Here is a 24,848-nt window from a genome sequence, read left to right as displayed (position 1 = left end):
CGCTTAAAAAGCGCCTTGCTAACAAGTATGTGTGCTTAAAACATATCTTGATAGGAGTTTGTTGTGCTAAACGTAATTGCTTTTTCAAAGCCAGGTAAATGAATACTTTGCTCGTCTATTACAATGTCGTTGTCGTCAATAAGTCCGTCGCCAAAGCGATAAATAAGCTCGTACTGGCCTAAATCTGCTTGCGTTTGATACGTTTTCTGCGAAGCGCTAACCACACTATTTTTCTGTGTGTAACTAGTCATAACATCATCGCCATGGCGCTTAGCAAGCATTTGCATTGTTACTTTTGGTGAAAGTACAGTAGCTGTTGCATTGTTTCCGCCAAAGCCTTTTGAATTTATAAAAGCAATATCCATATCAGCGCATTCGTAATGGCTATTACGAATATCAAGATGGTCGCTATAAACATCATCAGCCACTTTATCAATTGTGGTAATACCCGGCATAATATTATGACTAAATATGCCTAACGCAATCGCTAACTGGTCACCGCTTGCAGGTGCAATAGTATGGCCAACATACGCTTTTGGCGCTGTTACTTTCCAGTTATCAATAGCAAACGTTTGCGCTACTTTATGATAAATCAAAGACTCTGTTACACGGTTTTGCGGTGTACTAGAACCATGGGCTAAAATAAAGCTACGTTCTTGCAGTGCTTCTTTACCTAATAAGCTGCTAGCAAGTGCGGCTGATTTTGCCATGGTAATATAGTTACCAGGGCCAGGTGATGTAATCGACTTTTTAACGCCATCTGCATTTACAAACACATCCGGTACGCTGCCCATAATATCAGCGCCCAACTCAAGGGCTAAAGCATCATCCATTAAAATAGCAACTTGCGCGCCTTCACCTAATGTAAAGCCACAGTTATCGCCAAATGGGCGACTGCTAGTACGGTAATCTGGTTCTTCATCATTTGATAAGTTATCTAAACGGCGCAAACCTTCAACGTTTGCAAGTGCACTCATGTTACCAAAGCCTTCTACAACTTCTGGTGTAATAGCGCACTCAACACTTGCGACAACCGCAACGCGTGTGCGCCCTGCTTGTATGTCATTAACCGCTGCACGTAAATTATATAAAAACGTTGCACATGCGCCCGAGGTCGAAAACGTAGTACCTACATTGCCCGTAACATAGGCATTAATAAAATCGGTAGACATTGTATTTAAGCCCAGTGCTAACTGCTTAGTGCTAACACGGTCGCCTTGTTGGCGCGCCTTTACTAAACCACCTAGGCCTTTGTCGTCCATTTGGCCAATTACCGATGCTGAATAGGTACCAATTTTATCTGGCTCTACGCTATTCATAATATGCTGCCAATCAAGCCCAGTTGATTTAATCGCATCTGTAGCTGCAAAAATAGTGGCTTGCAAACCACGAGGCTGATAGCGGCTGTTATACATAACTGATGGATCAAACCCAGTCGGAAATTGCCCAGCAGATTTAATTGGGTTATCGCGTGTTGAGTCATGCTTTACGTCTAAGTCGGCTGCAATAGTTACTTTAACTTTTTTGCCTTCAAGCTCTTCAACTTGCCAGCTAGCTGGAATAGGTGCAGGTAAGTCGCGAGCACGCGTTTCAAACACAATTGCGTTATCGCTTGATGCGGTTAGTGTCATTTTTTGCTGCCACGGTGTTGCGTCGGCATCAAAGTGTTCTTTTTCAATTTTACGAATAAGTGTACCAGCAATAATTTGCTCACCAAAGCGTGCTTCTATGTCGCTTTGCTCAACATTATTACCTTGTGTATCTTGTAATTGGCCGTTTACAACGCTTACTAGATTCATCAGTGTGGCGAGGCCTAAAAATGTTTCACTGCGATCTTGAGCATTTAAACTATCTAACACGATACGGCGATAACCTTGATGAAAAGAAGTACGGCCAGCGGCGTTAATGCCACCCATGCCTACTATAACGGGTAATGCTGTCATAATTTACCTTTTAGAAACGTGTTATAAGGAGAAGAGGCAGTTTAAATGGATTATGCACCACACATTGTGCTTTAATAGCCAAATATTCAGCACAAAAGGCCAAAATGTACTGGTCGGAGCATTTATATGACTGATAAACACACTAATCCACCTCTAAACATTGCTATAGCGGTATATCCGCATTTATTAGTGACTAGTTTAACGCTGCCTATAGAAATGCTAAGAGCCGGCGAGGCCTTTGCTAAAGGGCATCTTGATAAGCAAAGCTTTAGGCCACTTGCTATAAATTTAGTGGCTAAAAGTGCTGAATCTATACCCACCCGTGCAGGCCTTGCTATAAATCCTGATTGCATAACAACTAACGCGCCCTACAGCGATTTGATTATAGTGCCGGGTATTTGGCGAAAACCACGCCCAGTGGTGCGAACAAATCAAGAAATAGTTGATTGGCTAAGTGAAAGCTTTAGCGCAGGCAGCCATATAATTGGTGTCGGTACTGGCAACTGTTTATTAGCTGAGGCTGGCTTACTTGATGGCCACCCTGCTACCACCCATTGGCATTACGCCAAACAATTTAGCCATGACTACCCGCAGGTGCGCTTAAAGCCCGACTTTTTTATAACCCAATCAGAGCGCATGTATACCGTAGCAAGCCTTAATGCCCTTGCAGATGTTATCGTACATATTATCAGCCAGTACTACACAAAAGCCGCCGCGCAGCATGTAGAGCGTAATTTTTCGCACGAAATACGCAAACCCTACGAAGATCAACGCTATTTAGAAGGTGCAGTAGACCGCCACCCCGATGAGCTAATTGCGCAAATTCAATTTTGGCTAAAAACGAATTTAGCCACCGAGCTAAACTTGCAAGAAGTCGCTGCCCAATTTAGCTTAAGCTATCGTACTTTTACCCGCCGCTTTAGAGCCGCAACGAACCAAAGCCCTATTGAGTATTGGCAACAATTACGCGTAGAAGGTGCGAAAGAGTTATTAGCATCATCAAATTTATCAATTCAAGAAGTGGCTTTAGAAGTTGGATATAACGACCAAGGGCATTTAACCCGCGTGTTTAAAAAAGTATTAAGCCAAACACCCAGTGGCTACAGAAAAGTAGTTAGGAGAAAGTTGTTTGGCTAACCAACGACGACACTCTAAATTGGCATTTTTTTATACATAAATTATACTCTTATCAATAATATAATTTACGCCATACCAAGGTAACTGCATGAGAGATAAACTTAGTAAGCACCTTTTTGATCCACAAAGCGATGCTTCTATTGAATCAAAGTTATTAAAGTTACTTTCACTTGTACGAAAACATTTAAGTATGGAAGTCGCGTTTATTTCAAAATTCACCAATACTGAGCGCGTTTTTAAAGTGGTAGATAACCAAACTACAAATACATGCGTATCAGTAGGTAATTCAGATCCAATTTGCGAAACTTACTGTAAAAAAATATCTGATAACGAGCTAGAACAAATAATCCCTAATACTCTTGAGCACCCAATAACCCGCAACATGCCAGTCACAGAAAAGCTAAATATTGGCTCTTATATTGGTGTACCCATTATTTTATCCACCGGAAAAGTTTATGGAACTTTTTGCTGTTATAAAACCGTATTAGACAATGCCCTGAACGACAAAGATTTGTCATTTCTTAGGCTCATTTCTGAAATAGCTACTGAGTTAATCGAAAAAAAAGTTCAGTCTGACATTTTAAATAATGAGTCAAAGTCGCTTATTGAAAATATTATAAAAACAAACGATATTACGATTTATTTTCAGCCCATATTTAATTTATCAACCAACCAACTTTCGGGTTATGAATCTCTGTCACGCTTTTTTATTGAACCCTATAAAACACCTGATATTTGGTTTAAAGATGCTGAAAAACTGGGTTAGGAGAAGCATTAGAAATACTTGCTATACAAAATACATTACATTGCTTAGATCAATTTGATGAAAAAGCTTATATCACTATAAATACTTCACCTCAGCATATTTTATCAGGCTCAATAGACAAAGTATTACAAAGCATCGATTGTAATAGAATAATTTTAGAAGTGACTGAACATTCACCTATTTTAGACTACCAAGCGATGCGAACTGCACTTCAACCATTAAGAAGCAAAGGCGTAAGATTAGCTATAGATGATGTTGGAGCTGGCTATTCGTATTTTCAACATATTTTAGAATTAGAGGCAGATATCATTAAGTTAGATATAAGCCTCACTCAAAATATAAATAAAGACAGTAGAAAGTTTTTATTAGCTAAAGCACTATGCGGATTTGCCAAAGCTATTAATTGCTCAATTGTAGCTGAGGGTATAGAAAATCAAGATGAATTAAACACACTAAGAAAACTAGGCGTTGATAACGTACAAGGCTATTTTATTGGGCGCCCAGCTCCTATTGAAGATGCCATCCAATATCAAACAATTACGCTATAATTAATAAACGCCACTTTTAGTGGCGTTCTGATTCGTTAAATTCTTTTCGATAATAGCGCTTTTGATAGTTTTTTACTTTAGTGTGTACGCCTTTGCTTAAGCTTTTAAATTTAGCCTCAAGTACGTCTACACCGTATAAAATACCGACCACCAGCACCGAGAGTTTTATTGCAGCCCCAAGGTTTTCTGTCGCTATCATCACGCCTATTGATGCAAGCACCCAAATGGTTGCAGCAGAGGTTACGCCAACTACCGCACCATCTTTTGCGAGCATAACGCCTGCCCCTAAAAAGCCAATACCTGTAATTATTTGCCCAACTACACGAGAATGATCTATTACATCCCCTTGTAAATTAAACGCAGTGGATAAAAACAAATACGTACCCAACGTTATTAGGGCTGATGTACGAATACCTACAGGCTTGCCGCGCAATTGGCGCTCTATTCCAATAATAGCACCACAAAAAGCCGCAGTACCAATAGCTGCCCATGAATACGGGGCTACATCAATTAAATCTAAAAAAGTCACTGTTAACCTTATATTTTATTAGCTATAGCCACCGCCGTTCTTAAACGTTGGCTACCAAACGCTGACATTTTGCTAAAATCACTTCGTGCAATAGGTACATATTGGCAATCTATTGCGAGCTGTTTATCGTTACCGGGCTCACAAAACGGATCGTGAACATACACGCAGTGCTCATCAAGGTGCGTAACACACACCCAGTGTGGCGATTTTTTACCATCAAAACTGTATGTACTAATTAATAACAGCACACTAAAGCCTTTACTTAACCACTGCTCAATATGCTCAAGCTCTACATCTTTATACGTAAGCGGTATATTTGCTTGTGCAATACCATCTACAAATTGTTGATGCACGGTGGCAAGTACCACTTTTTTGTTTTCGTTACGTACGCCATCTAAAAACAAAGGCTCTGTGGTATTAACCATTACCTCGCTTTTAAAACCACGCTTATTAGCCCCAAGTGCCAAACCAAACGGATGGCAACCACCATGACCCGATGTCATAAAAATGGTGGTACCTTCACGCCAAAGTGCCAGCTCATGCGATTGGGTAAGCTCAGTTGTTGGCTCAAGTGCGCCCATTGCCATTAATAGTGCAGCAGGTCCGCACGTAAACTCAGTAGTTTGCTGATACCACGGCGTTAAACGCGCCACTTTTAACTCACTCGTTTGTCGAATGTTTTTTTGCATTCGTAGTGCGTCACTGTGGTCATCGTAATAATCGCTATATTGACCAAACACTCTGTAACCTAAGCTTTTATAAAGCCCTATCGCACCTTCGTTATTTACAGCCACTTCTAAACGAAGGTAAATACGCCCTCGCTCATACGTTTCTTTTTCAAGGCTAGTAAGCAATGTCTTTGCAACGCCCTTACCTTGCATTGTGGGTTTTACAGCAAGCGAATATAAACGCGCTAAACGAGTCCCTTTATGGCACCACACTAATCCATATCCACATACTTGCTCGCCATTTTGGGCAACGAGTAAAATACCGTGTTTTGCACTAAGCCAGCGTTTTAAACTACGCGGACTTAATTTATCGTTATTAAAGCAAGCGTTTTCAACGTCAATCAGTGCATTTAAATCACTACTAAGCGCCTTTCGAATAACAAGGTTGCTCATGTTATTACCCACGGCCTCGTGCTTCTAAGCGTTGTTTAAACTCATCCATAATGATCATGTATAGCTCGTCGCCTAAATAGCCGTCTTCTACCTTGTGATCAATACTTGGGTTGTCGTTTACTTCAAGTACATATGCTTTGCCTTGATGCTCTTTAACATCTACGCCATATAAACCCCTACCCACTGTTTTACATGCTTTTAATGCTGCATCTAACACCGCTTTTGGTAACTCAAAGGTTGGTAGAGTTTCAAAGCCGCCAGAGAAAAACCGTTTAGCGTCGTGGTTATAAATTTGCCAATGGTTACGCGCCATTAAATAGCGGCATGCATAAATTGCACGGCCATTTAACACACCCACTCGCCAATCATATTCGGTATACATGTATTCTTGTGCAAGCACTAATGCGCTATATTCAAACAGCTCTGTAAGCTTAGCGGCAAGCTCATCACGGTTTGAAACTTTAAACACACCTTTTGAGAACGACCCTTCAGGCATTTTTAAAACAAGCGGATACGTAAACGCTTCTTCTAATTGCTCAAGCGTTTCATTTGCTTGATCAGCCACTACAACCGTTTTTAAACTTGGCACTTTTTGATAATTAAATGCATCGTGTAAATACACTTTATTACAACAACGTAAAATAGACTCAGCATCGTCAATAACCACTAAACCCAGGCTTTGCGCTTTGCTTGCAAGGCGATACGTTGGGTGGTCAATCGCTGTAGTTTGGCGAATAAATAACGCATCAAACTGGGCAATGTTATCAATTTCGTCAAAGCTTAATGCTTGTGCATAAATACCGTGCTTAGCAGCTGCTTTAATAAAACGTGCAATGGCGTCTTTGTCACTCGGTGGTACTTTTTCGTTATGATCAACAAGTATTGCCATGTCCCATCTAAAACGACGTTGCACAGAACTAATACGCCACTGCGTTTTAGTAAAGTTATCTAGCTTGGCTACAAATTCGCTGTACTGCTGCTCGCTTAAAGACGACATCGAGCCTTGTTGCAATAATCCTTGTTCATCAACAAATAAAATAGGCGCTGGGTATTGTTTAAATACCGACTTTGCCGCTTTTGATTGTAAATCGTTTTGGGCATTACCAAAGTAAAGTGTGCCATCTATTTGGCCCACATTTAACATAGGAGCTTGGCCACTACGAAGAGCATTAATGGTTTTTACACTGGGTAAAACTTGGTGCTTGCGCGCCTCTGCAAGTAATGAGCAATAGTAACCTTTGCTCAAGTATTGGCTTGAGTCGCACAGATTAATAATGCGTGTTTTTGGTTCGTTATGTTTTGGGTAATCACGTAAGTAGGTATTAAACGTAATTACATTTTCGAACGATTGAGCAAGCGTTTGCTCGTTGTTATCAACCACAATTAAGGTTTTAAACACGACTTTTCCTAGTTAAGTCAAAATATAAAAAGCATGCTTAGTAAAATACTAAGCATTATAAATAGAAACACCCATCGTACTAAGTGGGCATTGCGCGAATCACTTAATATGATGGGTGCTTTAACAGGTACCTACTGTACGAGTTAGCGCTTAAATTGCTTAAGCGACATGTGCTTTATATGCCCTTTTTTAAAAACGCACAAACGAGATATTTTTAGCGTGAAGATGAAAAATATTGATTAACTAATAATGCAGATTAAAATACGCAAAACAACACCTTATGAGAGTTAAAAATGTCGCTGCCTGCTTGCCCAAAATGCCAATGTGAATATGCTTACGAAGACCAACAACTGCTTATTTGCCCCGAGTGCGCCCATGAGTGGAACCCAAATACTACAAATGATGAAGACGCAATTTTAGTAAAAGATGCCAACGGCACTTTACTTAATGATGGCGATAAAGTGACCGTAGCCAAAGATTTAAAAATTAAAGGCAGCTCGCAAGTAATTAAAATTGGCACCAAAGCGGTTGTTAGACGTGTGCTTGATAAAAAAGATCACGAGCTAGATTGTAAAGTGGAAGGCATTGGCGAAATGATGGTAACTGCTAAGTTTGTGAAAAAGGCTAATTGAGTTAGCCTCCCTATAACCGAGTAGTTATAAGCGAAGAATTGGTTTTCATATTCGCTTTAACAAGCATATACCAAAATTTTCTAACATTTTTTGGCATTGATTTATGTACATCTCGGAGTCCATTTTAGGCAAAATATATGCTAGTTGATCCTTGTCGCCATTAATATGCTTTACAGCATTTTTAGAGTAGTTAAATTTTTTGATTGCAAGTCGGGGCTTAGAGAAAAAATCAGGATTTGAATTATGGAAGTCCCATACCATTTTTTTTAAGTTTTGGTGTGAGCTTTCAAATCCATAAATTTCACTTAAACCAGATAATAATTCAGATGCTGCAGCAGATAAATGTAAGCTAGAAATAAAGCGTTCTTCATTGTACAGGTCGATAGCGTCTTCAATCATATCCATAGCAATATCACCTTTATGAATTTTCATAGTACCCTCCGGTCTCCCTTAATATAATCAAGGACATTTTACATTTTTGAGTATTACACTCTACAAAAACACTAATAATTGAGTAGTAACTCCAAGTAATATAGCTATAAAATCAGATAAGTTAGTTCAAGCTATGTATATAAAGTAGTCCCTCAGAAGGTTTACTTTGCTGAAGGAAGTATTTATAAGATCTCTACCACAACATATTCGTGGGCTTTACCTGCAATTGTTAACGTAATTTCATCATCAATCTGTTTATTTAATAATTGCTTACCCATTGGTGCGCCGGGTGTTACAACAGCAATTGCATGTTGTTTAACATTTACGGTTAAACCACCTGCTGCAGGGCCTAAATAAAACCATTTTTGCGCTGCGTTATCATCTTCTAAACACACCAACGAACCGATAGCTATTTTGTCGGTTGGCTTTTCGTTAAAGGCAGGCTCAAACAATTCTATGCTTTTATAGCAATCGTTTACGCGCTGGGCTTGGCCTTGTGCTAAATAAGCGGCTTCGAGCCCTAGGGTATCGTATTTGTTTTCGGCTATGTTTTCTTCATGTGTGGCGGTGTCGTGCGCGGTTTTTGCCGCTACTTTTGCTGTTGTAAGCTGCGCTTCTAGCGCAAAACGAAGATGTTCGATAACGTGGGTTTTATTCATGGGGATTAATACAATACTGGCAGTAAAAATAAGGCAGTTAGTTTAACATTTTTGCTAGGCTTAAAACCATTGTTTTAAACCCCCGTAAGTTTGGTGGGAATACTAGCGGGGCTTAAATTAGCATTAAACAAGTAAAGAGCTGTTGGTTGGTGCAGCTCTTTGTTTGTGCTTTATTAAAAACCTTATGGCATATCTAATAATGTTTGCGTGTGGGCATCTACTTTAACTTCGTAGTTTTTAGCGCTTAAGCCCAATAGCTCTGGCAAGGTTGCCGCTATACAAATAGACGAGAACGTACCCACTACAATGCCGGTAAATAATGCAATAGCAAAGCCTTGCAGTGGTGCACCTGCAAGTATCCAAACGCTGGCAACCGTTGCAAGTGTGGTACCCGACGTTATTAAGGTGCGCGTTAGTGTGCTTTTAATCGCATTATTAATAATAGTCGCTGGGCTAAGTATATTGTTTGATTGAACACGTAAAAGCTCACGCACTCTATCCCCTACTATTATTGAGTCGTTAAGTGAGTAACCAATAATAGCCAGTAAACTTGCCAGTACGGTTAGGTTAAATTCAATTTGTAATAGTGAAAATAACCCAAGTACGAGTATTAAATCGTGCACTAACGCAACCACAGACCCTACCGCTAATCGCCATTCAAAACGCACTGCAAGGTAAATCATTACCGCAATCATTGCAGCAAACATGGCTAAACAGCCTTGATCAAATAACTCATCGCCCACTTGTGAGCCAATATAAGCTGACGATAATACCTGTGCGTTTATATCATCGTTTTGTGTAACAGCGCTTTGCCAATCAAGGCTATTACCTGTTGTTGATGCACTTGGCGCTTCTCTTAATTGAAAATGGCTATTACCTTGCGCGGTTAGCTCAAACTCACCGTTATGATTTTTAGCAATAAACGATTGAAGCTCTTTTAGCTCAACACTTTGGCTGGTTGTAAACTCAGTTAAATAACCGCCGGTAAAATCTAGGCCAAAATTTAGACCTTTTTGCGTAAGCGTAAATACGGATAGCAGCACTAACATGGCGCTTAAAAGCATGCCCATAAAGCGTAAACGTGTGCCCGCCTCGCCTTTCAAAAAAGTGTTAAGCATGTGCTTTTTCTCCTACTTTTTTACCCATTTTTAAATACAACGTTTGGCTTAATATTTTTGATACGTACACACCTGTAAATACAGACGTTAAAAGCCCCAGTGCGAGTGTAATGGCAAAACCTTTAACGGGCCCATAGCCTATGCCGTATAAGATAAGTGCGGTGATCATGGTGGTTATATTGGCATCAAATATTGTATTTGCGGCTTGTTTATACCCCTCTTGAATAGCTTGATATGGTGCACGGCCTTGGCGACGTTCTTCTTTAATGCGTTCAAATATTATTACGTTAGTGTCTACCGCCATACCTATGGTTAGCACCAGACCTGCAATACCCGGAAGCGTTAACACAACCCCTGGTAATAATGACATTAAGCCCACAAGCGACGTTAAATTTAATATAAGTGCTACGTTTGCAATAAGGCCTAAACGGCGATACCAAAGCGCCATAAATGCAAGCGTAATACCCATGCCTAACATAAGCGCGGCTAAGCCATTACTAATATTTTCGCTGCCGAGGCTTGGCCCTATTGTTTGTTCGTGCACAATTGTAACGGGTGCTGTAAGCGAGCCTGCACGTAATAACAATGCTAGATCGGCTGCCGCTTGTTGGCTTTTCATATTGGTAATACTAAAACGCGAACTTAAATGCTGAGCAATATTGGCAACATTAATAACTTCGCTTTTTTTAACTACTTCACCTTTAGCATTTTGAGAATACTCAGAGTAAACCGTCGCCATTGGCTTACCAATATTGGCTTTTGAAAACGCCGACATTGCATCCCCTCCTTGGCCGTCTAGGCTTAGCTGTACCAATGGTTTACCCCAATCGTCGCGGCCTATGTTTGCATTATTAATATGATCGCCTGTAAAAATTGGCACAGGATCGAGCTTTATCTTTCCGCCCGATTGCATATTAAATGTTTGCCCGCCAATTTCTTTTAATTGATAAAAACCAAGCGATGCTGTTGCACCAATAATACGCTTAGCTTCGGTTGGATCTTGCACGCCTGGTAGCTCTATACGAATTCGATGTTTGCCTTGTTGCTGTGTTACCGCTTCAGTAATGCCTAACTCTTCAATACGTGAACGAAGGGTTGTAAGTGTTTGGCCCATTACTTCTTTATCAAAGCTGCTGCGGCCTTGCTCTGAATAACTAAATTTGGCAGTTTTAACGCTGCCATTATTGCTTGTTACAACGGCAAAATTAGCAAACCGGCTTTGTAGCTCTTCAATAACGGGGGTTAACTTGTCTGTTGCATTAGGCAATGCGTTTATTTCAAACCCGTGCTGAGTTTGCTGCGCTTTTACGCCATGTGCTTTTTGCTTAATAATGATTGATTTAGCTTGTTGATACGCACTGACTAACTGCTCATCAACGGCTTTATCTAAATCTACGTCTAATACAAATAGCACACCGCCATTTAAATCAAGGCCCAGCTTTATTGGTGATAAACCAAAATTTTGTAACCATGTAGGGCTGGTTGCATGCTCAACAATTTTAACTTGCGTGTTTGGGTATTGCGCTTTTATAGCCGCTTGTGCCTGAGCGCTTTTAGTTGGCTCGTTTAAAAGTACATTAATAGTTGATTGCTTATCTAAACCCTGCTCAACCTCTAACCCTTGGTTATTTAAAAAAGTAACTAGCGTTTTAGTGCTCGGTAAAGATTGCGTTTCACTGTGCGGAGCAGCACTGATGTGCAACCACGATTTATTTGGGTATAAATTTGGTAATGCGCTGATAGCTAATAAAACCAATACTATTAGCATGGCTATATAGCTTAATTTGAACTTAGCCGTAGACGGTTTTTTGTCTTTTTTAAAACTTAACATGTTGAATCCTTATTGCCAGCAAAGCTAGCAACGTACTTTTTAAAAGCACAATTAATCTGCAGGCTAAAACTTTAAAAGTTAAAACCTAATAAAATTAAATAAGGAAAATTAAGCGTGGTAGGTAGTTACAGCTCTGTAGAGTAAATTAACGTCTTTCCAGCCACTCAAGCGCGACTTTTTACTATTAGTTACAAGCGTATACCAAGGCTGTATAGGATTAATCGCTCTTGGTCGTAAGAATATATGCCTAACAAGATTTTGAGCAAAAAATTCAAAAACCACATCGTATTCTGGCTCACTTTGAACAGTGTGCAAAAACAATGATGAATTATTGGCAGTTAACCTTGGTTGGTGCGCGTCAAAATCGGTTTGATGCGTTTTTTTATGCTGCGCAGTATCTACAGACTTACTAATAGGCTGTATTTTAGTTAAATCGGCAATATCAGTAAGCGAAACCTGCGTACTAACAGTAATATTTAAATTTTGTGAGGCGCCCATAGCATTGCTCTGCACACTAAAAAGTGCAGCAAGTAGCAAAAAGGCAGTTAAAAACACTCTAAATTTAAACATTCACGTTTTAAAACTAAAATAAGGGATGCGTAGTATATAAGGGCAAGCGTTTAAAATACAATAGCCTGCTCGTTAATTTAGTTTGATCTTACAACTTAACCTGAGGCGCTGGCGTTGCTTTATTTCGAACCAATTATTTAAAGATTTTTTTGGTAATTTCATTTATAAAATATGTTGCGCTCAAATCTACTACTTCGACAGCATCTCTTTTCCTTACCAAATACAAAATAAGTAGTTATTTAGGGTTAATTTTAATTTATTACTTGTAGTTTTATTATTCATTTTGCATTTATTTAGTCGTTTTTTTTGGTAAAATAGTAAATAAGCCATAAAACTTCGTACTATAAATGGTCAAGTTGCAGCGGCTATACGAAATTAGTATAATTAAATGTAAACAAATAGCTAAATTTTGATTTTCTTAATTATGTTATGGATAGTAAATAAGGCAGGGAAAGTCATTATGGAAAAAAACATATTTAGTAAAATAGCCTCAAAATTTTACAACAAAAGCTTAAAGCTAATAAATACCCTAAGTAATGACACTGACCTAAAAAAGCTAATAAACAACAGTGAAATAGTCTCTTTTGATATCTTTGATACTGTAATCCTCAGAAAAGTCTTCGAACCAGCTGATATTTTTACAATAGTTGAGAATTTATATAATGATGAACATAAAAAGCTAGACATAGACTTTAAAAGCATCCGAGGTAATGCCGAGGCAGAAGCAACAAAAATACTAGCTGAGCTAAATGGTACCCAATCCATAGGTTTGGATGAGATATATGCACATATACAAAAAACACAAAATCTAGATAGCAAAGTAATTAACATATTGAAAGCGCTAGAAATCGAAATAGAATTAAAATTTTGTGTCAAAAATGAATATATGCACTCTTTTTATCAATACTGTATTGATAATGGTAAAAAGGTTATTTTCACCTCAGACATGTACTTACCGGAGTACGTGATAAAAAAAATTCTTTACGATAATGGGTATACAAAATTTCATAAATTATTTTTATCCTCTGTAATTCGTAAATCAAAGTCTAAAGGAGGGTTATATCCGCATATACTTAAAGACCTATCCTGTAAACCGTCTAAGCTTTTACATATTGGCGATTATTACTTCGCCGATGTCATTAACGCGATGAAAGAAGGCATCAAACCTTATTATTACAAAAAAACCAGTGAATATGCGCTTAGCCATCATTCATTTAAAAGACTAAGGCAGCTATACCCTTCTAAACTCTCTATAGAAGAATCTATTTATTTTGCGACTATCATAAACAAAACGTTTACCCAAAGAGATAATAACAACGAGAATATATGGTACGACTTTGGTTATGTATACTGTGGAATAATATATTTTGGCTTAACTCGTTGGTTAACTAGCCAGGTTTTGCATCAAGAAATAGAACATATATTTTTCCTTGCTCGCGACGGCTATATTATGCACAAAGCCTATAGCCTTATGAATCAGGGAGCTAAAACGCCTGTTAGTAAGTATATGTACGCATCAAGACGAGCTATAAACATCCCAACTATATACAATGGAATCGATGAATATTCGATAAAAGTACTATGCCATTTTGTTCCTAATTTGAGCGTCGCTAATTACCTTGATAGAGTTGATATAGATGCAACAAAACATATTAAAAAAATAAAAGAAGTTGGATTTTTTGATCAAAATCATATAATTGACACAGATAACGATAAGGATAAATTAGCAAAACTCTTTCATTTATTAGTTGATGATGTATGCAGTATTGCAGCTGTAGAAAGAGAAAACCTACTAACTTACCTAAATCAAATTGGGTTTATGGATGCCAAAAAAGTCGCGATTGTTGACATTGGGTGGCAAGGGACAATTCAGAACTCATTAAATAAGCTAATGTTATTAGAAAATAATGAAATAGATATTCATGGTTATTACCTAGGTACATTTCAAACTGCAATGAAGTTTGCTGAAAAAGGGTTTCCGATGTCTGGCTATATGTGTAACTTTTCAGAACCTAAAAATAATTTTCAAGTGTTATCGGAAGGTGTGCATATGCTCGAATTTATTTTTTCAGCACCTCACGGCTCTGTAATTAAATTCGATAAAAAAAATGATGACATAGTAGCTATATTCGAACCTAATGACTTTTCTAATGATAAGCTAAATACAATAAACGAATTTCAAAAAGGGGCTATGGACTTTATTTCTGATTTTATGGCTATTGAGAGAGACTATAAAAAAATAAATATCGCTCCTGAAACGGCTATAAAACCTATATCTCGACTATTAAAGACCCCTACTTATAGCGAATCCGTAAACTTTGGTAATCTAAAACACTCTGAGTATGTCGGAGCAAATAGCCATGAAAGTTATTTTGCTAAAACGTCCGATCCATTAAAAATGTTTCTTAACCCGATTAAGTTTAAGCAAACCTATAGCAAATCATTATGGAAAGCTGGTTTCAGAAAACGTTATATGCGATATATTCTACCGGAAAATATATACTGCTATTTTAGAAAGCATTAATTAGGTAACCGCATTTTAACGCTTAAAATTAATATTCAAAAAACTAATACCTTTCCTTGTTTCAATTTACTGCGTTTACTTAACTTATAAGTGATTTTATCTACCCACATACCAATTCTGAGATACTGAATGCGCCCCAGACAAAGCACAGAAAAACGCCCCGACGCCATGAATTTACGCCAAAGTGTAAAAACACTGTGGCCCTACCTTACAAAATTTAAAGGCCGTGTTTTTATCGCACTTATGGCGCTTATAGGCGCAAAAGGTGCCACGCTTTTAATGCCTTGGGCGCTTAAAGAAATTATAGAATCGGTAGATAAGTCGATTAACCCACTGTTAGTTATTCCCGCTTTATTATTATTGATGTACGGCGCGCTGCGTTTTGCTAGCGTGTTTTTAGGTGAAATAAGAGATGCTGTATTTTCTCGCGTTACCGAACACGCAATGCGTGATATTGGTTTAAAGGTATTTAAGCATTTACACTCACTTGAGCTGGCTTTTCATTTAGATAGGCAAACCGGTGGCATTAGCCGCGATATAGAACGCGGTACTAGCGGCTTAAGTTTTTTAATGCGCTTTTTAATGTTTAACATTGTGCCTACTTTGTTTGAAATACTGACCGTTGCGATTATTTTTGGCACGTTGTTTTCTGTTTGGTTTGCGCTGATTACATTATTGGCAGTCGCCATTTATATTACCTTTACTGTGGTGGTTACTCAGTGGCGAAACCGCTTTATTAGAGAAGCAAATGCTGCCGACAATCAAAGTAATACCCGCGCAATAGACAGCTTGCTTAATTATGAAACTGTAAAATATTTTAATAATGAGCAGTTTGAAGCAAAAACTTACGACACCTTTTTAGCAAACTGGGAAAAAGCCCGTTTAAAAAATAGAATGTCGTTGCTCGCCCTCAACTCAGGCCAAGCACTTATTATTGCTTGTGCTATTACCGCGTTAATGTGGTTGGGCTCAACCGAGGTAGTTGCAGGTACGCTTTCTATTGGTGAACTTGTGATGATTAACGCGTATATGATTCAGTTGTTTTTACCGCTTAACTTTTTAGGTTTTGTGTACCGCGAAATAAGACGCGCGCTAACCGACCTTGAAAACATGCTTGGACTACTTAACAAAAAACCACAAATAACCGATGCACTTAATGCTAAAGAACTCAATATTAGACAAGGTGAAATAACATTTAATAATGTAAGTTTTAGTTACGATGCGCATCGCCCTATTCTTAATAATCTTAGCTTTAATGTTAAAGCAGGCAGCAAAGTAGCCATTGTTGGTGCCAGTGGGGCAGGTAAAAGTTCATTAGCGCGACTGCTTTATCGTTTTTATGATGTAAGCGGTGGTGAAATTAGTATCGATAATCAAGCAATAAACTCAGTAACACTTAATAGTTTACGAAAAGCCATTGCAATAGTCCCGCAAGACACCGTGCTGTTTAACACCACGATTCGTGAAAATATCGCTTACGGCAGACCATCAGCAAGCGATGCTGAAATTGATGAAGCCATTGCTATGGCGCATTTAAAAGACTTTATAGGCACACTTGATAAAGGCGATAAAACACTGGTTGGCGAGCGTGGTTTAAAAGTATCCGGCGGCGAAAAACAGCGTATTGCCATTGCCCGCGCCATTTTGAAAAAGTCCCCTATTTTAATTTTTGATGAAGCAACATCTGCACTCGACTCTCATTCTGAGCAAGCAATACTTGCTGCAATGCGTGAGGTTGCCAGTAACCATACGAGTATTGTTATTGCTCATCGGTTATCTACTATTACCGATGCAGACACCATTATTGTGCTCAAAGCCGGACAAATTATTGAGCAAGGTAAGCACGATGAGTTACTTACACTCGCCGGAGAATACGCCCGTATGTGGGAGCTTCAGCATAAAAAGTAAATAGAGTGTAACCCCTCTTAGCTCGGATACTTTTAAGTATTCGAGCTAAATAAAGCGTTTATAGAACCTATTAGCCTTTCTCTTTTCTCCTATATTAGCTTTATCGAGCACTGTGGTGATTCACCTCAAAAGATTTGTTTGTCTGATTAATATCAATAACAATCGATAAGTTAAATATTCGTAACAATAAAAATGATTCACTGCTGCTTTAATTCAATCAGTGATACTCAGGAGTAAGTAATGAAAAAGAGTTTAATTGCCGCAGCATTAGCTGCCACATTTATTACAGGTTGTTCAGAGCCGCAAACAACAAAAACAGACGAGCAACAATCTAAAGTAACCACTGCAGCAGTGACACAAAAAGCAGAGTTAGGTAGTTTTGGTGTTGACCTAACAGCCCGTAACGAAGCCGTTAAACCAGGCGATGACTTTTTTATGTATGCCAGCGGCACGTGGTATAACAACTACGTAATGCCTGCTGATAAAACCCGCTACGGTGCATTTTCAGGATTAGCTGAGCGCAGCGAAGACGATGTTAAAGCTATTATTGAAGAAATAGCAGCACGTAAAGATTTAAACGCAGAAGAAAAACTAGTAGCTGATTTTTACAATGCGTATATGGATACCGAAACACTTAATAAACTCGGTGTAGCGCCTATTAAGCCATTGTTAAGTGAAATTAGTGATATAGCGTCAACTGACGATTTAGCTGAGATGTTTGGTAAGTCTTGGTTAACCAGTAATAAAGCCCCTTTTGGCGGCGGCATGTGGTTTAATCGCCTAGACCCTAATAAATATGAAATGTCACTAGGTGCTGGTGGTTTAGGTTTACCAGATCGTTCTTACTACCTTGAAGACGCTGAGCGCTTTGTAAAAACCCGTACAGCTTATGTTGCTCACATTGCTGACATGCTTAAGTTTGCAGGAGTAGAAAATACCGCTGAGCGCGCTCAAGCAATTGTTGATCTTGAAACCAAAATTGCACAAGGTCATTGGCCTCGTGAAAAGCGCCGTAATCGCGACTTAACCCTAAACCAAGTTGAACGTGCCGATTTAAGCACTGCTTATCCTGGCTTTAACTGGGATTTATACTTTGCGCAAACAGGTTATAAAGTACCTCAGTTAAATGTATCTCAGCCTGAGCCAATAAAAGCGATGATTGAGCTAATCAATCAAGAAGATATTGCAGTATGGAAAGACTACCTAACGTATCACGCTATTAGCGGTAACGCAGGTTTACTATCAGAGGACGTATTTAATACTAACTTTGCTTTTTTTGGTAAAGAACTAAACGGACAGCAAGAGCCTCGCCCTCGTTGGAAACGTGCAATAAGTGAAATGTCAGGCACAAGTTCGCTTGGTTTTGCTATTGGTAAGATATACGTAGCACGTTACTTTCCTGAGTCGTCAAAACAACAAATGTCTGAGCTGGTTGAAAACCTACGTACAGCTCTTGGTGAACGTATTGATAACTTAGAGTGGATGGGCGATGAAACTAAAGTAAATGCGCGCGCTAAACTGGCTGCATTTGTACCAAAAATTGGTTATCCCGATGTTTGGCAGTCTTATGATGGTTTAAGCATTACTAAAAACGATTTAATCGGTAATGTGAAAAACATGCGTGAATTTTTTCATGCAGAAAGTGTTGAAAAAGAGCTACAAAAAACAGACCGTAACCGCTGGGGCATGACGCCACAACGCGTAAACGCTTACTACAATAGCTCGTTTAATGAAATTGTATTTCCGGCTGCGATATTACAACCGCCGTTTTTCGATCCAAATGCCGATCCGGCTGTAAACTATGGCGGTATTGGCGCTGTAATTGGTCACGAAATGGGTCATGGGTTTGACGATCAAGGTTCAAAATCAGACGAAAACGGTGTGCAACGTAACTGGTGGACTGATGCTGACCGCGCTGCATTTGACAAAAAAGCCGATCAACTGGCTGCGCAGTACAGTAAATACGAGCCAATAGAAGGTAACTTTGTTAATGGTCGAAATAGCCTTGGCGAAAACATTGGTGATGTAGGTGGGCTATCAATGGCTTATCACGCGTACAAGCTCAGTTTAAATGGTAAAGAAGCGCCTGTTATTGACGGCGTTACTGGCGATCAGCGCTTCTTCCTTGCGTGGGCACAAGTATGGAAAGAAAAACGTACTGAGCAAAGCATGCTTAACCAACTGCGTGGTGGCACACATGCCCCTGGTCGCTTTAGAGCACAAGCGCCGCGTAACCACGATGCATGGTACAAAGCGTTTGATGTAAAACCAGGCGATGCGTTATACCTTCCTGAAGATGAGCGTGTACGTATTTGGTAAGTAACACTTACTTTTTATTACTTAGTAAGGCAACCTGTTATACAGGTTGCTTTTTTATTGAATTAAATTTACACATAATAGATATAATTCCAACGTCTAGAACCCTCGATGATCCCATTAATAAAATACAGTTTACATGGCTTTTAAACGTTACCGATTTAATCTGTTTTAATACTTACTAGCCCTTGAATGCATTTACCTTTAGAATACGCATTATAATTTTATTCTATTATTTACATATATTAAGGCGAAACGCAGATGGGAAGAGCTTACCAAAACAAAAAAGATTCAATGGCTAAGACTGCGGGTGCTAAAACTAAAGTTTATTCTAAGTACGGCAAAGAAATTTATATTTGTGCAAAAAACGGCGGTGTAGATCCAGATGGTAACTTATCATTACGTCGTTTAATTGAACGCGCTAAAAAAGACCAAGTACCAGCACACGTTATTGACCGCGCAATAGACAAAGCAAAAGGCGGCGGCGGTGAAGACTACGCAGCAACACGTTACGAAGGTTACGGCCCTGGTAACTGTATGATTATTGTTGACTGTTTAACAGACAACAACAAGCGTACCTTTGCTGATGTACGTGTTTGTTTTACCAAAGCAAATGCTAAAATTGGCGCTCAAAACTCTGTTTCACACTTATTTGATCACCTTGCTATTTTTGTATTTGACGGTGATGACGACGAAGCAGTACTTGAAGCTCTTATGATGGCTGATGTTGATGTAACTGACGTAGAAGTAGATGACGGTAAAGTTACTGTTTTTGCTCCTCACACAGAGTACAACAATACACGTACAGCGCTTGAAGAAATGGGCGTGACTGAATTTGACGAAGACCTAATTAGCTTTGTGCCACAAATTGAAACGCCGATTGAAGGCGAAGATGTTGAAGTTATGGAACGATTTTTAGCAATGTTAGAAGATTGCGACGACGTACAAAACGTTTACCATAACGCGCAATTCTAAAGAGCGATTTAGTAAGTTAGAACGACTTTAAGCCAACAGCTATGTTGGCTTTTTCATTTTTAGAACATGGTATTAATATGAACTCCCTTAAAGAGCTTAAAAGTGGCAAACTTGTTGGTGCTACTCGCCTGCAATTGGTAGAAGAGCTAACGACATTTCCTGAAGAAATCTTAAGCTTAGCTGACACGCTTGAAGTTCTCGATTTATCAAATAATAACTTATCAACACTACCTGATGAATTTGCCTGTTTAACACACCTGAAGCGTGTGTTTTTATCGTTTAATCAGTTTAAGCATATTCCTAAAGTGCTCGCTAAATGCCCTGCTTTAATTATGGTCGCGTTTAAAGGTAACCAAATTTCTGAATTTGCTTTAAACAGCCTGCCAAAAAATATTGAGTGGCTAATACTCACCGATAATACGTTAAGCGAATTGCCTGAAGATTTCGGTAATTATACCCAGCTTAAAAAGCTTGCGCTTGCAGGCAATCAACTTAAGCAACTGCCAAGTAGCATGGCGCAGTGTAAAAACCTTGAGCTTGTTAGGCTCTCTGCTAATAACTTAACACACGTAGACGACTGGCTGTTTGAATTGCCTAAACTTGCTTGGCTTGCGTTTGCCGGTAACGATTTTAATAAAGCCCAGTGCCTTACAAAAAGCTGCTTAGAAAATAAGTCTCTTAACGATTACACACTTAGTCATGTTATTGGCCAAGGTGCATCGGGCGTTATTCATTTAGCACAAGCTATTGAAAGTGCTGTAGCGATTAAATTATTTAAAGGCGCAATTACCAGCGACGGCTACCCGCTTGATGAAGTAAATTGCTGCTTACAAGCAGGCGATCACGCTAATTTAATTCAAGTACTTGCCTACATTGAGCAAAGTGATCAGCTAGGTTTAGTAATGGAGCTAATAGATAAAAGCTTTGCTAATTTAGGCCTGCCTCCAAGCCTTGAAACCTGTACTCGTGATACCTTTAATGATGATTGCCATTACTCAACTCACGCTATTTTAAAAATTGCACAGCAAATGGTAAGTACCTTACATCACTTGCATATTTGTAAAGTAAGCCATGGCGACGTGTATGCGCATAACACCATGATAAACAAAGATGCTGATGTATTATTTGGTGATTTTGGTGCAGCCACAAACTTAGCCATGTTAAGTGATTATCAACAAAAGCAAATCGAGTTAATTGAAGTACGTGCATTAGGGTGTTTAATTGAAGACTTAATAGGCACGGTAACTGGCGATGATAAACAAAGTGAGCTCTTTGTTAAAATGTCCGATATGGCAAAATTTGCCATGCAACCTACATTAAATCAAAGACCTACATTTACTGAGTTATTAGCAGAGCTAAAATAAATTTAATATTAATAATATAAGCGAGCAAAATGTAACATCTTACTCGCTTTTATTTTATGTTTATTCGGATTTTCCGTACTTATTTAGTGCGCTTAAACGGGTAAACCTGTTGTTTAAGCATACCTACGGGCATGTAATCCCCGACTACACCATACGCTTGTGGCCACTCTTTTTGGCCTTTAACAGCAGTACCAAACACATAATCTAAAAACGAAAAATGTGCAGCGTAATTTCGGTCAATCGCGGCTTTATCTGACGCATGATGCCAATGGTGAAACTGCGGTGTAACCATAAAATATTTTAGCCAACCAAATTTCACACGCACATTTGCATGGTTAAACACAGCCTGCAAACCCACAATTATTACGTACAAACTAATTATTTGCTGTGAAAAACCAAGTACAAATATAGGCGTGAGCACTAAGCTGCGCGTTACGAGTATTTCAAGAATATGCTGGCGAGAGCCCGCTAACCAATCCATTTCTTTAGCACTGTGATGTACGCCATGAAAGCGCCATAATAAAGGGACTTCGTGATAGGCACGATGCACCCAATACTGCATTAAATCAGCCACGAGTATTATTAAAAACAACTGCACTATAAAGGGTGTTTGCTCTATATAACCTTGTACTGTAGATGATACAGCCCAGCCAAAGCCATAATGCACAAAGTGGTTAGTAACGAGTAATACAAAACCAATAATTAAATGATTTACAAAAAAGTGGTTTAAATCGCCTCGCCATTCGCTACGTAATATTTTTTGATCTTTACGATGAGGTAATAACTTTTCAATCACAATAAATATAAGTGTTGAGCCGAGTAAATCTAAAATAAACCAATCAAGCCCTATATAAGGTGTATCAGAAGCAAATTCGTTTACTTCAACGTTTGGTCCGCCAAACATAATAGCGAGTAAAATAAAAAACCACGCTGTAGCCCCTAAACGCTTATTGGTATTACGTACAAAGTTAAGTAATCCTAAACTGCCCGAGACCAATAATGATGCAAACATAAGCTGACGTAAAAAGTCGACGCTGTAGCTTTTTCTCAGCTCTGGTGTGGTTAAATATTCAGGAAAGTGAAACGCTAATACGCCTAAGCAACTCAGTATTGCTAAAAAGCAGGCTATGTAGCCACTTATGTTGCCCTCACCTATCTGAAGATGATTTGTGCGAAATACTTTTCGCGATAGAGCTCTGATCATTTTTATTATTCCTTGCGTCGTTGAGTTGATTAAATACAACGAAATTCCATTGATTTACACACCCACATATTAACAAAATTTAGGGTATAAAAAATACAAATAGTTCCCTTCTAATTTTGAATTGCAAATATACAGATAAACTAAACGCAAAAAAGCCACGCAATGCGTGGCTTGGTTGGATAAAGCTAAACTTTTACAAGGTCAATTATAAGTACTGACCTAATGCTTTAACTTGGTCTAACATGCGGTTTGAGAAACCCCACTCATTGTCGTACCAAGCCATTACTTTAACTAGTTTGCCATTGGCTTTAGTTTGCGTTGCATCAAAGATAGACGACGCTGGGTTATGGTTAAAGTCGATAGAAACAAGCGGAAGCTCGTTATATTCTAAAATACTCTTCATTGAACCCGTTGATGCTTCTTTCATGATTGCATTGATTTCTTCTGCAGTCGTATCACGCTTAGTGATAAACGTAAAATCAACTAAAGAAACATTGATTGTAGGTACACGTACCGACATACCATCTAATTTACCAGCAAGTTCTGGTAATACTAAACCAACAGCTGCCGCAGCACCTGTTTTAGTTGGGATCATAGATTGAGTTGCACTACGCGCACGGTATAAATCTGGGTGGTAAACGTCAGATAAGTTTTGATCGTTGGTGTAAGCGTGAATAGTCGTCATGCTACCTTGCTCAATACCTACTGTGTCGTTAATTGCTTTTGCAATTGGCGCTAAACAGTTAGTAGTACAAGAAGCGTTAGAAATGATATTGCTGTCAGCATTAATTACATCGCTGTTTACACCATGCACTACTGTTGCATCTAAACCAGTACCTGGAGCAGATACGATTACTTTTCTCGCGCCTGCAGTAATGTGCTTAGCGGCGTCATCACGTTTAGTGAAAAAACCAGTACATTCTAAAACGATATCTACGTTTAGCTCTTTCCACGGTAAGTTTGCAGGGTCACGCTCTTGCGTTAACGTAATTACGTCATCCCCAATTAGCATAGTGTTGTTTTCAAGTGTTACTTTTTTTGAAAATTGACCATGAACTGAGTCATATTGCGTTAAATGTGCATTTACGTTAGCTGGTGCTAAATCGTTAATTGCTACAATTTTAATTTCGCTGTTTTGAGCTGACTCATAAAGTGCACGTAAAACATTTCTACCGATACGGCCGTACCCGTTAATTGCTACATTAATCATTTTAGACTCCTATTTAAGTTCACTTGCTTGGCGAGCAAGCGCTTCAATTGCTTGCCAGTCTTTATTTTCAATTAGTTGTTTATCTAGCATCCACGTACCACCAACACAAATAACGTTGTTAAGCGCTAAATAATTAGGAGCAGTTGCTAGGCTAATGCCGCCAGTTGGGCAAAAAGTAATATGTGGTAATGGGCCACCGATTGATTTAAGCATAGCTGTTCCGCCTGCAGCTTCTGCTGGGAAGAATTTTAAATACTTAAAACCATGCGACGCAAGTTGCATAACTTCACTTGCAGTTGCAGCGCCTGGTAAAAATGGTATATCTGATGTTTTAGCTAAAGCAATAAGCTCATCACTAACACCTGGACTCACCATAAAATCAGCACCAGCGGCAACCGAAAGATCAAAACTTGCCTTATCTACTACCGTACCAGTACCTACATAGGCTTCAGGTACTTCTGCTTTCATTAGCTTTACAGCTTCTGCAGCAATGGGTGTACGTAGTGTTATTTCTAAGGCTTTTAAGCCACCGTTGTATAAAGCTCTTGCAAGTGGTGCTGCATCTTCTAATTTTTCGATTACAACCACTGGCACTACGGGTGCCGATGCTAAGATTTTTTCAATACTCATTACTTGTTCCTCATTACCCAGTATGGCTAATA

General features: G+C 38.9%; 21 protein-coding genes. 9 read left to right on the top strand and 12 right to left on the bottom strand.

Translation table 11 applies throughout. The features are described from left to right. Positions 1-35 precede the first annotated feature (35 nt). Entirely contained in the window at positions 36-1,943 is a 1,908-nt protein-coding gene (locus tag H5090_RS02850) for a beta-ketoacyl synthase (protein ID WP_182694988.1), read from the bottom strand. Positions 1,944-2,069: 126 nt separating this feature from the next. Between H5090_RS02850 and H5090_RS02845 the strand changes: the two genes are divergently transcribed. The 3 genes from H5090_RS02845 (at position 2,070) to H5090_RS20750 (ending at position 4,394) form a co-directional block, all read left to right on the top strand. Beyond that, on the top strand, positions 2,070-3,080 hold the full coding sequence (locus tag H5090_RS02845) for a GlxA family transcriptional regulator (RefSeq protein WP_182694987.1): 1,011 nt from the start codon (positions 2,070-2,072) through the stop codon (positions 3,078-3,080). Between the two features lie 88 nt (positions 3,081-3,168). Beyond that, entirely contained in the window at positions 3,169-3,846 is a 678-nt protein-coding gene (locus H5090_RS20755) for a GAF domain-containing protein (protein ID WP_259395029.1), read from the top strand. A gap of 14 nt (positions 3,847-3,860) precedes the next feature. Continuing rightward, positions 3,861-4,394, top strand: coding sequence for an EAL domain-containing protein (locus tag H5090_RS20750; protein WP_310736302.1), 534 nt, complete (start codon positions 3,861-3,863; stop codon positions 4,392-4,394). Positions 4,395-4,410: 16 nt separating this feature from the next. On the opposite strand, the gene H5090_RS02835 is transcribed toward H5090_RS20750, so the two are convergent. The 3 genes from H5090_RS02835 to H5090_RS02825 are packed head-to-tail and all read right to left on the bottom strand — an operon-like array spanning position 4,411 to position 7,443. Then, positions 4,411-4,923: an MgtC/SapB family protein gene (locus H5090_RS02835; protein WP_002960746.1), complete on the bottom strand. Its 513-nt coding sequence runs from the start codon at positions 4,921-4,923 to the stop codon at positions 4,411-4,413. 8 nt (positions 4,924-4,931) lie between these two features. Next, the gene (locus tag H5090_RS02830; protein WP_182694986.1) at positions 4,932-6,044 is read right to left on the bottom strand and encodes a GNAT family N-acetyltransferase/peptidase C39 family protein; all 1,113 of its coding nucleotides are present in this window, start codon (positions 6,042-6,044) and stop codon (positions 4,932-4,934) included. Between the two features lie 4 nt (positions 6,045-6,048). After that, complete coding sequence (locus H5090_RS02825; RefSeq protein WP_182694985.1) at positions 6,049-7,443, bottom strand: RimK family protein; 1,395 nt, start codon at positions 7,441-7,443, stop codon at positions 6,049-6,051. Between the two features lie 293 nt (positions 7,444-7,736). Here H5090_RS02825 and H5090_RS02820 point away from each other — a divergent pair, with 293 nt between their 5' ends. Beyond that, the gene (locus H5090_RS02820; RefSeq protein WP_182694984.1) at positions 7,737-8,075 is read left to right on the top strand and encodes a zinc ribbon domain-containing protein YjdM; all 339 of its coding nucleotides are present in this window, start codon (positions 7,737-7,739) and stop codon (positions 8,073-8,075) included. A gap of 45 nt (positions 8,076-8,120) precedes the next feature. On the opposite strand, the gene H5090_RS02815 is transcribed toward H5090_RS02820, so the two are convergent. The 5 genes from H5090_RS02815 to H5090_RS02795 all read right to left on the bottom strand — a co-directional run bounded on the left by H5090_RS02815 (position 8,121) and on the right by H5090_RS02795 (position 12,685). Next, positions 8,121-8,507: a hypothetical protein gene (locus H5090_RS02815; protein WP_138488983.1), complete on the bottom strand. Its 387-nt coding sequence runs from the start codon at positions 8,505-8,507 to the stop codon at positions 8,121-8,123. A 182-nt stretch (positions 8,508-8,689) separates the two neighbouring features. After that, positions 8,690-9,166 (bottom strand): GreA/GreB family elongation factor, encoded by a 477-nt coding sequence (locus H5090_RS02810; RefSeq protein ID WP_007582643.1) that lies wholly within the window; start codon positions 9,164-9,166, stop codon positions 8,690-8,692. Between the two features lie 182 nt (positions 9,167-9,348). Next, a complete protein-coding gene (secF, locus tag H5090_RS02805; protein ID WP_182694983.1) occupies positions 9,349-10,284 on the bottom strand; it encodes a protein translocase subunit SecF in 936 nt (311 codons plus the stop codon). Further along, on the bottom strand, positions 10,277-12,115 hold the full coding sequence (gene secD / locus H5090_RS02800; RefSeq protein WP_182694982.1) for a protein translocase subunit SecD: 1,839 nt from the start codon (positions 12,113-12,115) through the stop codon (positions 10,277-10,279). Before secD ends, secF begins: the two co-directional genes overlap by 8 nt. Before the next feature lie 108 nt (positions 12,116-12,223). Further along, positions 12,224-12,685, bottom strand: a complete 462-nt coding sequence (locus H5090_RS02795) for a hypothetical protein (RefSeq protein WP_182694981.1) — start codon at positions 12,683-12,685, stop codon at positions 12,224-12,226. 460 nt (positions 12,686-13,145) lie between these two features. Here H5090_RS02795 and H5090_RS02790 point away from each other — a divergent pair, with 460 nt between their 5' ends. The 5 genes from H5090_RS02790 (at position 13,146) to H5090_RS02770 (ending at position 21,772) form a co-directional block, all read left to right on the top strand. Next, complete coding sequence (locus tag H5090_RS02790) at positions 13,146-15,209, top strand: hypothetical protein (RefSeq protein ID WP_182694980.1); 2,064 nt, start codon at positions 13,146-13,148, stop codon at positions 15,207-15,209. 129 nt (positions 15,210-15,338) lie between these two features. Further along, positions 15,339-17,117, top strand: a complete 1,779-nt coding sequence (locus H5090_RS02785) for an ABC transporter ATP-binding protein/permease (protein ID WP_182694979.1) — start codon at positions 15,339-15,341, stop codon at positions 17,115-17,117. A gap of 240 nt (positions 17,118-17,357) precedes the next feature. Further along, positions 17,358-19,436 carry a M13 family metallopeptidase gene (locus H5090_RS02780; protein ID WP_182694978.1) on the top strand — a complete coding sequence of 693 codons (2,079 nt, stop codon included), beginning with the start codon at positions 17,358-17,360 and terminating at the stop codon, positions 19,434-19,436. A 258-nt stretch (positions 19,437-19,694) separates the two neighbouring features. Then, complete coding sequence (locus H5090_RS02775; protein ID WP_002959761.1) at positions 19,695-20,408, top strand: YebC/PmpR family DNA-binding transcriptional regulator; 714 nt, start codon at positions 19,695-19,697, stop codon at positions 20,406-20,408. 41 nt (positions 20,409-20,449) lie between these two features. Next, complete coding sequence (locus tag H5090_RS02770) at positions 20,450-21,772, top strand: leucine-rich repeat-containing protein kinase family protein (RefSeq protein ID WP_404936421.1); 1,323 nt, start codon at positions 20,450-20,452, stop codon at positions 21,770-21,772. 79 nt (positions 21,773-21,851) lie between these two features. Here the strand turns inward: H5090_RS02770 and H5090_RS02765 are convergent, their stop codons facing one another. The 3 genes from H5090_RS02765 to eda all read right to left on the bottom strand — a co-directional run bounded on the left by H5090_RS02765 (position 21,852) and on the right by eda (position 24,816). Further along, on the bottom strand, positions 21,852-22,976 hold the full coding sequence (locus tag H5090_RS02765; RefSeq protein ID WP_024597617.1) for a sterol desaturase family protein: 1,125 nt from the start codon (positions 22,974-22,976) through the stop codon (positions 21,852-21,854). Positions 22,977-23,181: 205 nt separating this feature from the next. Next, entirely contained in the window at positions 23,182-24,186 is a 1,005-nt protein-coding gene (gap, locus tag H5090_RS02760) for a type I glyceraldehyde-3-phosphate dehydrogenase (RefSeq protein WP_182694976.1), read from the bottom strand. A gap of 9 nt (positions 24,187-24,195) precedes the next feature. Then, positions 24,196-24,816 carry a bifunctional 4-hydroxy-2-oxoglutarate aldolase/2-dehydro-3-deoxy-phosphogluconate aldolase gene (gene eda / locus H5090_RS02755; RefSeq protein ID WP_002959756.1) on the bottom strand — a complete coding sequence of 207 codons (621 nt, stop codon included), beginning with the start codon at positions 24,814-24,816 and terminating at the stop codon, positions 24,196-24,198. Between the last annotated feature and the right edge of the window lie 32 nt (positions 24,817-24,848).

The sequence above is a fragment of the Pseudoalteromonas sp. SR43-5 genome (assembly GCF_014163835.1).
GTDB lineage: Bacteria > Pseudomonadota > Gammaproteobacteria > Enterobacterales > Alteromonadaceae > Pseudoalteromonas > Pseudoalteromonas distincta.
Note: the sequence above shows the minus strand (reverse complement) of the source record. Positions and strands in the feature narration are given on the sequence as shown.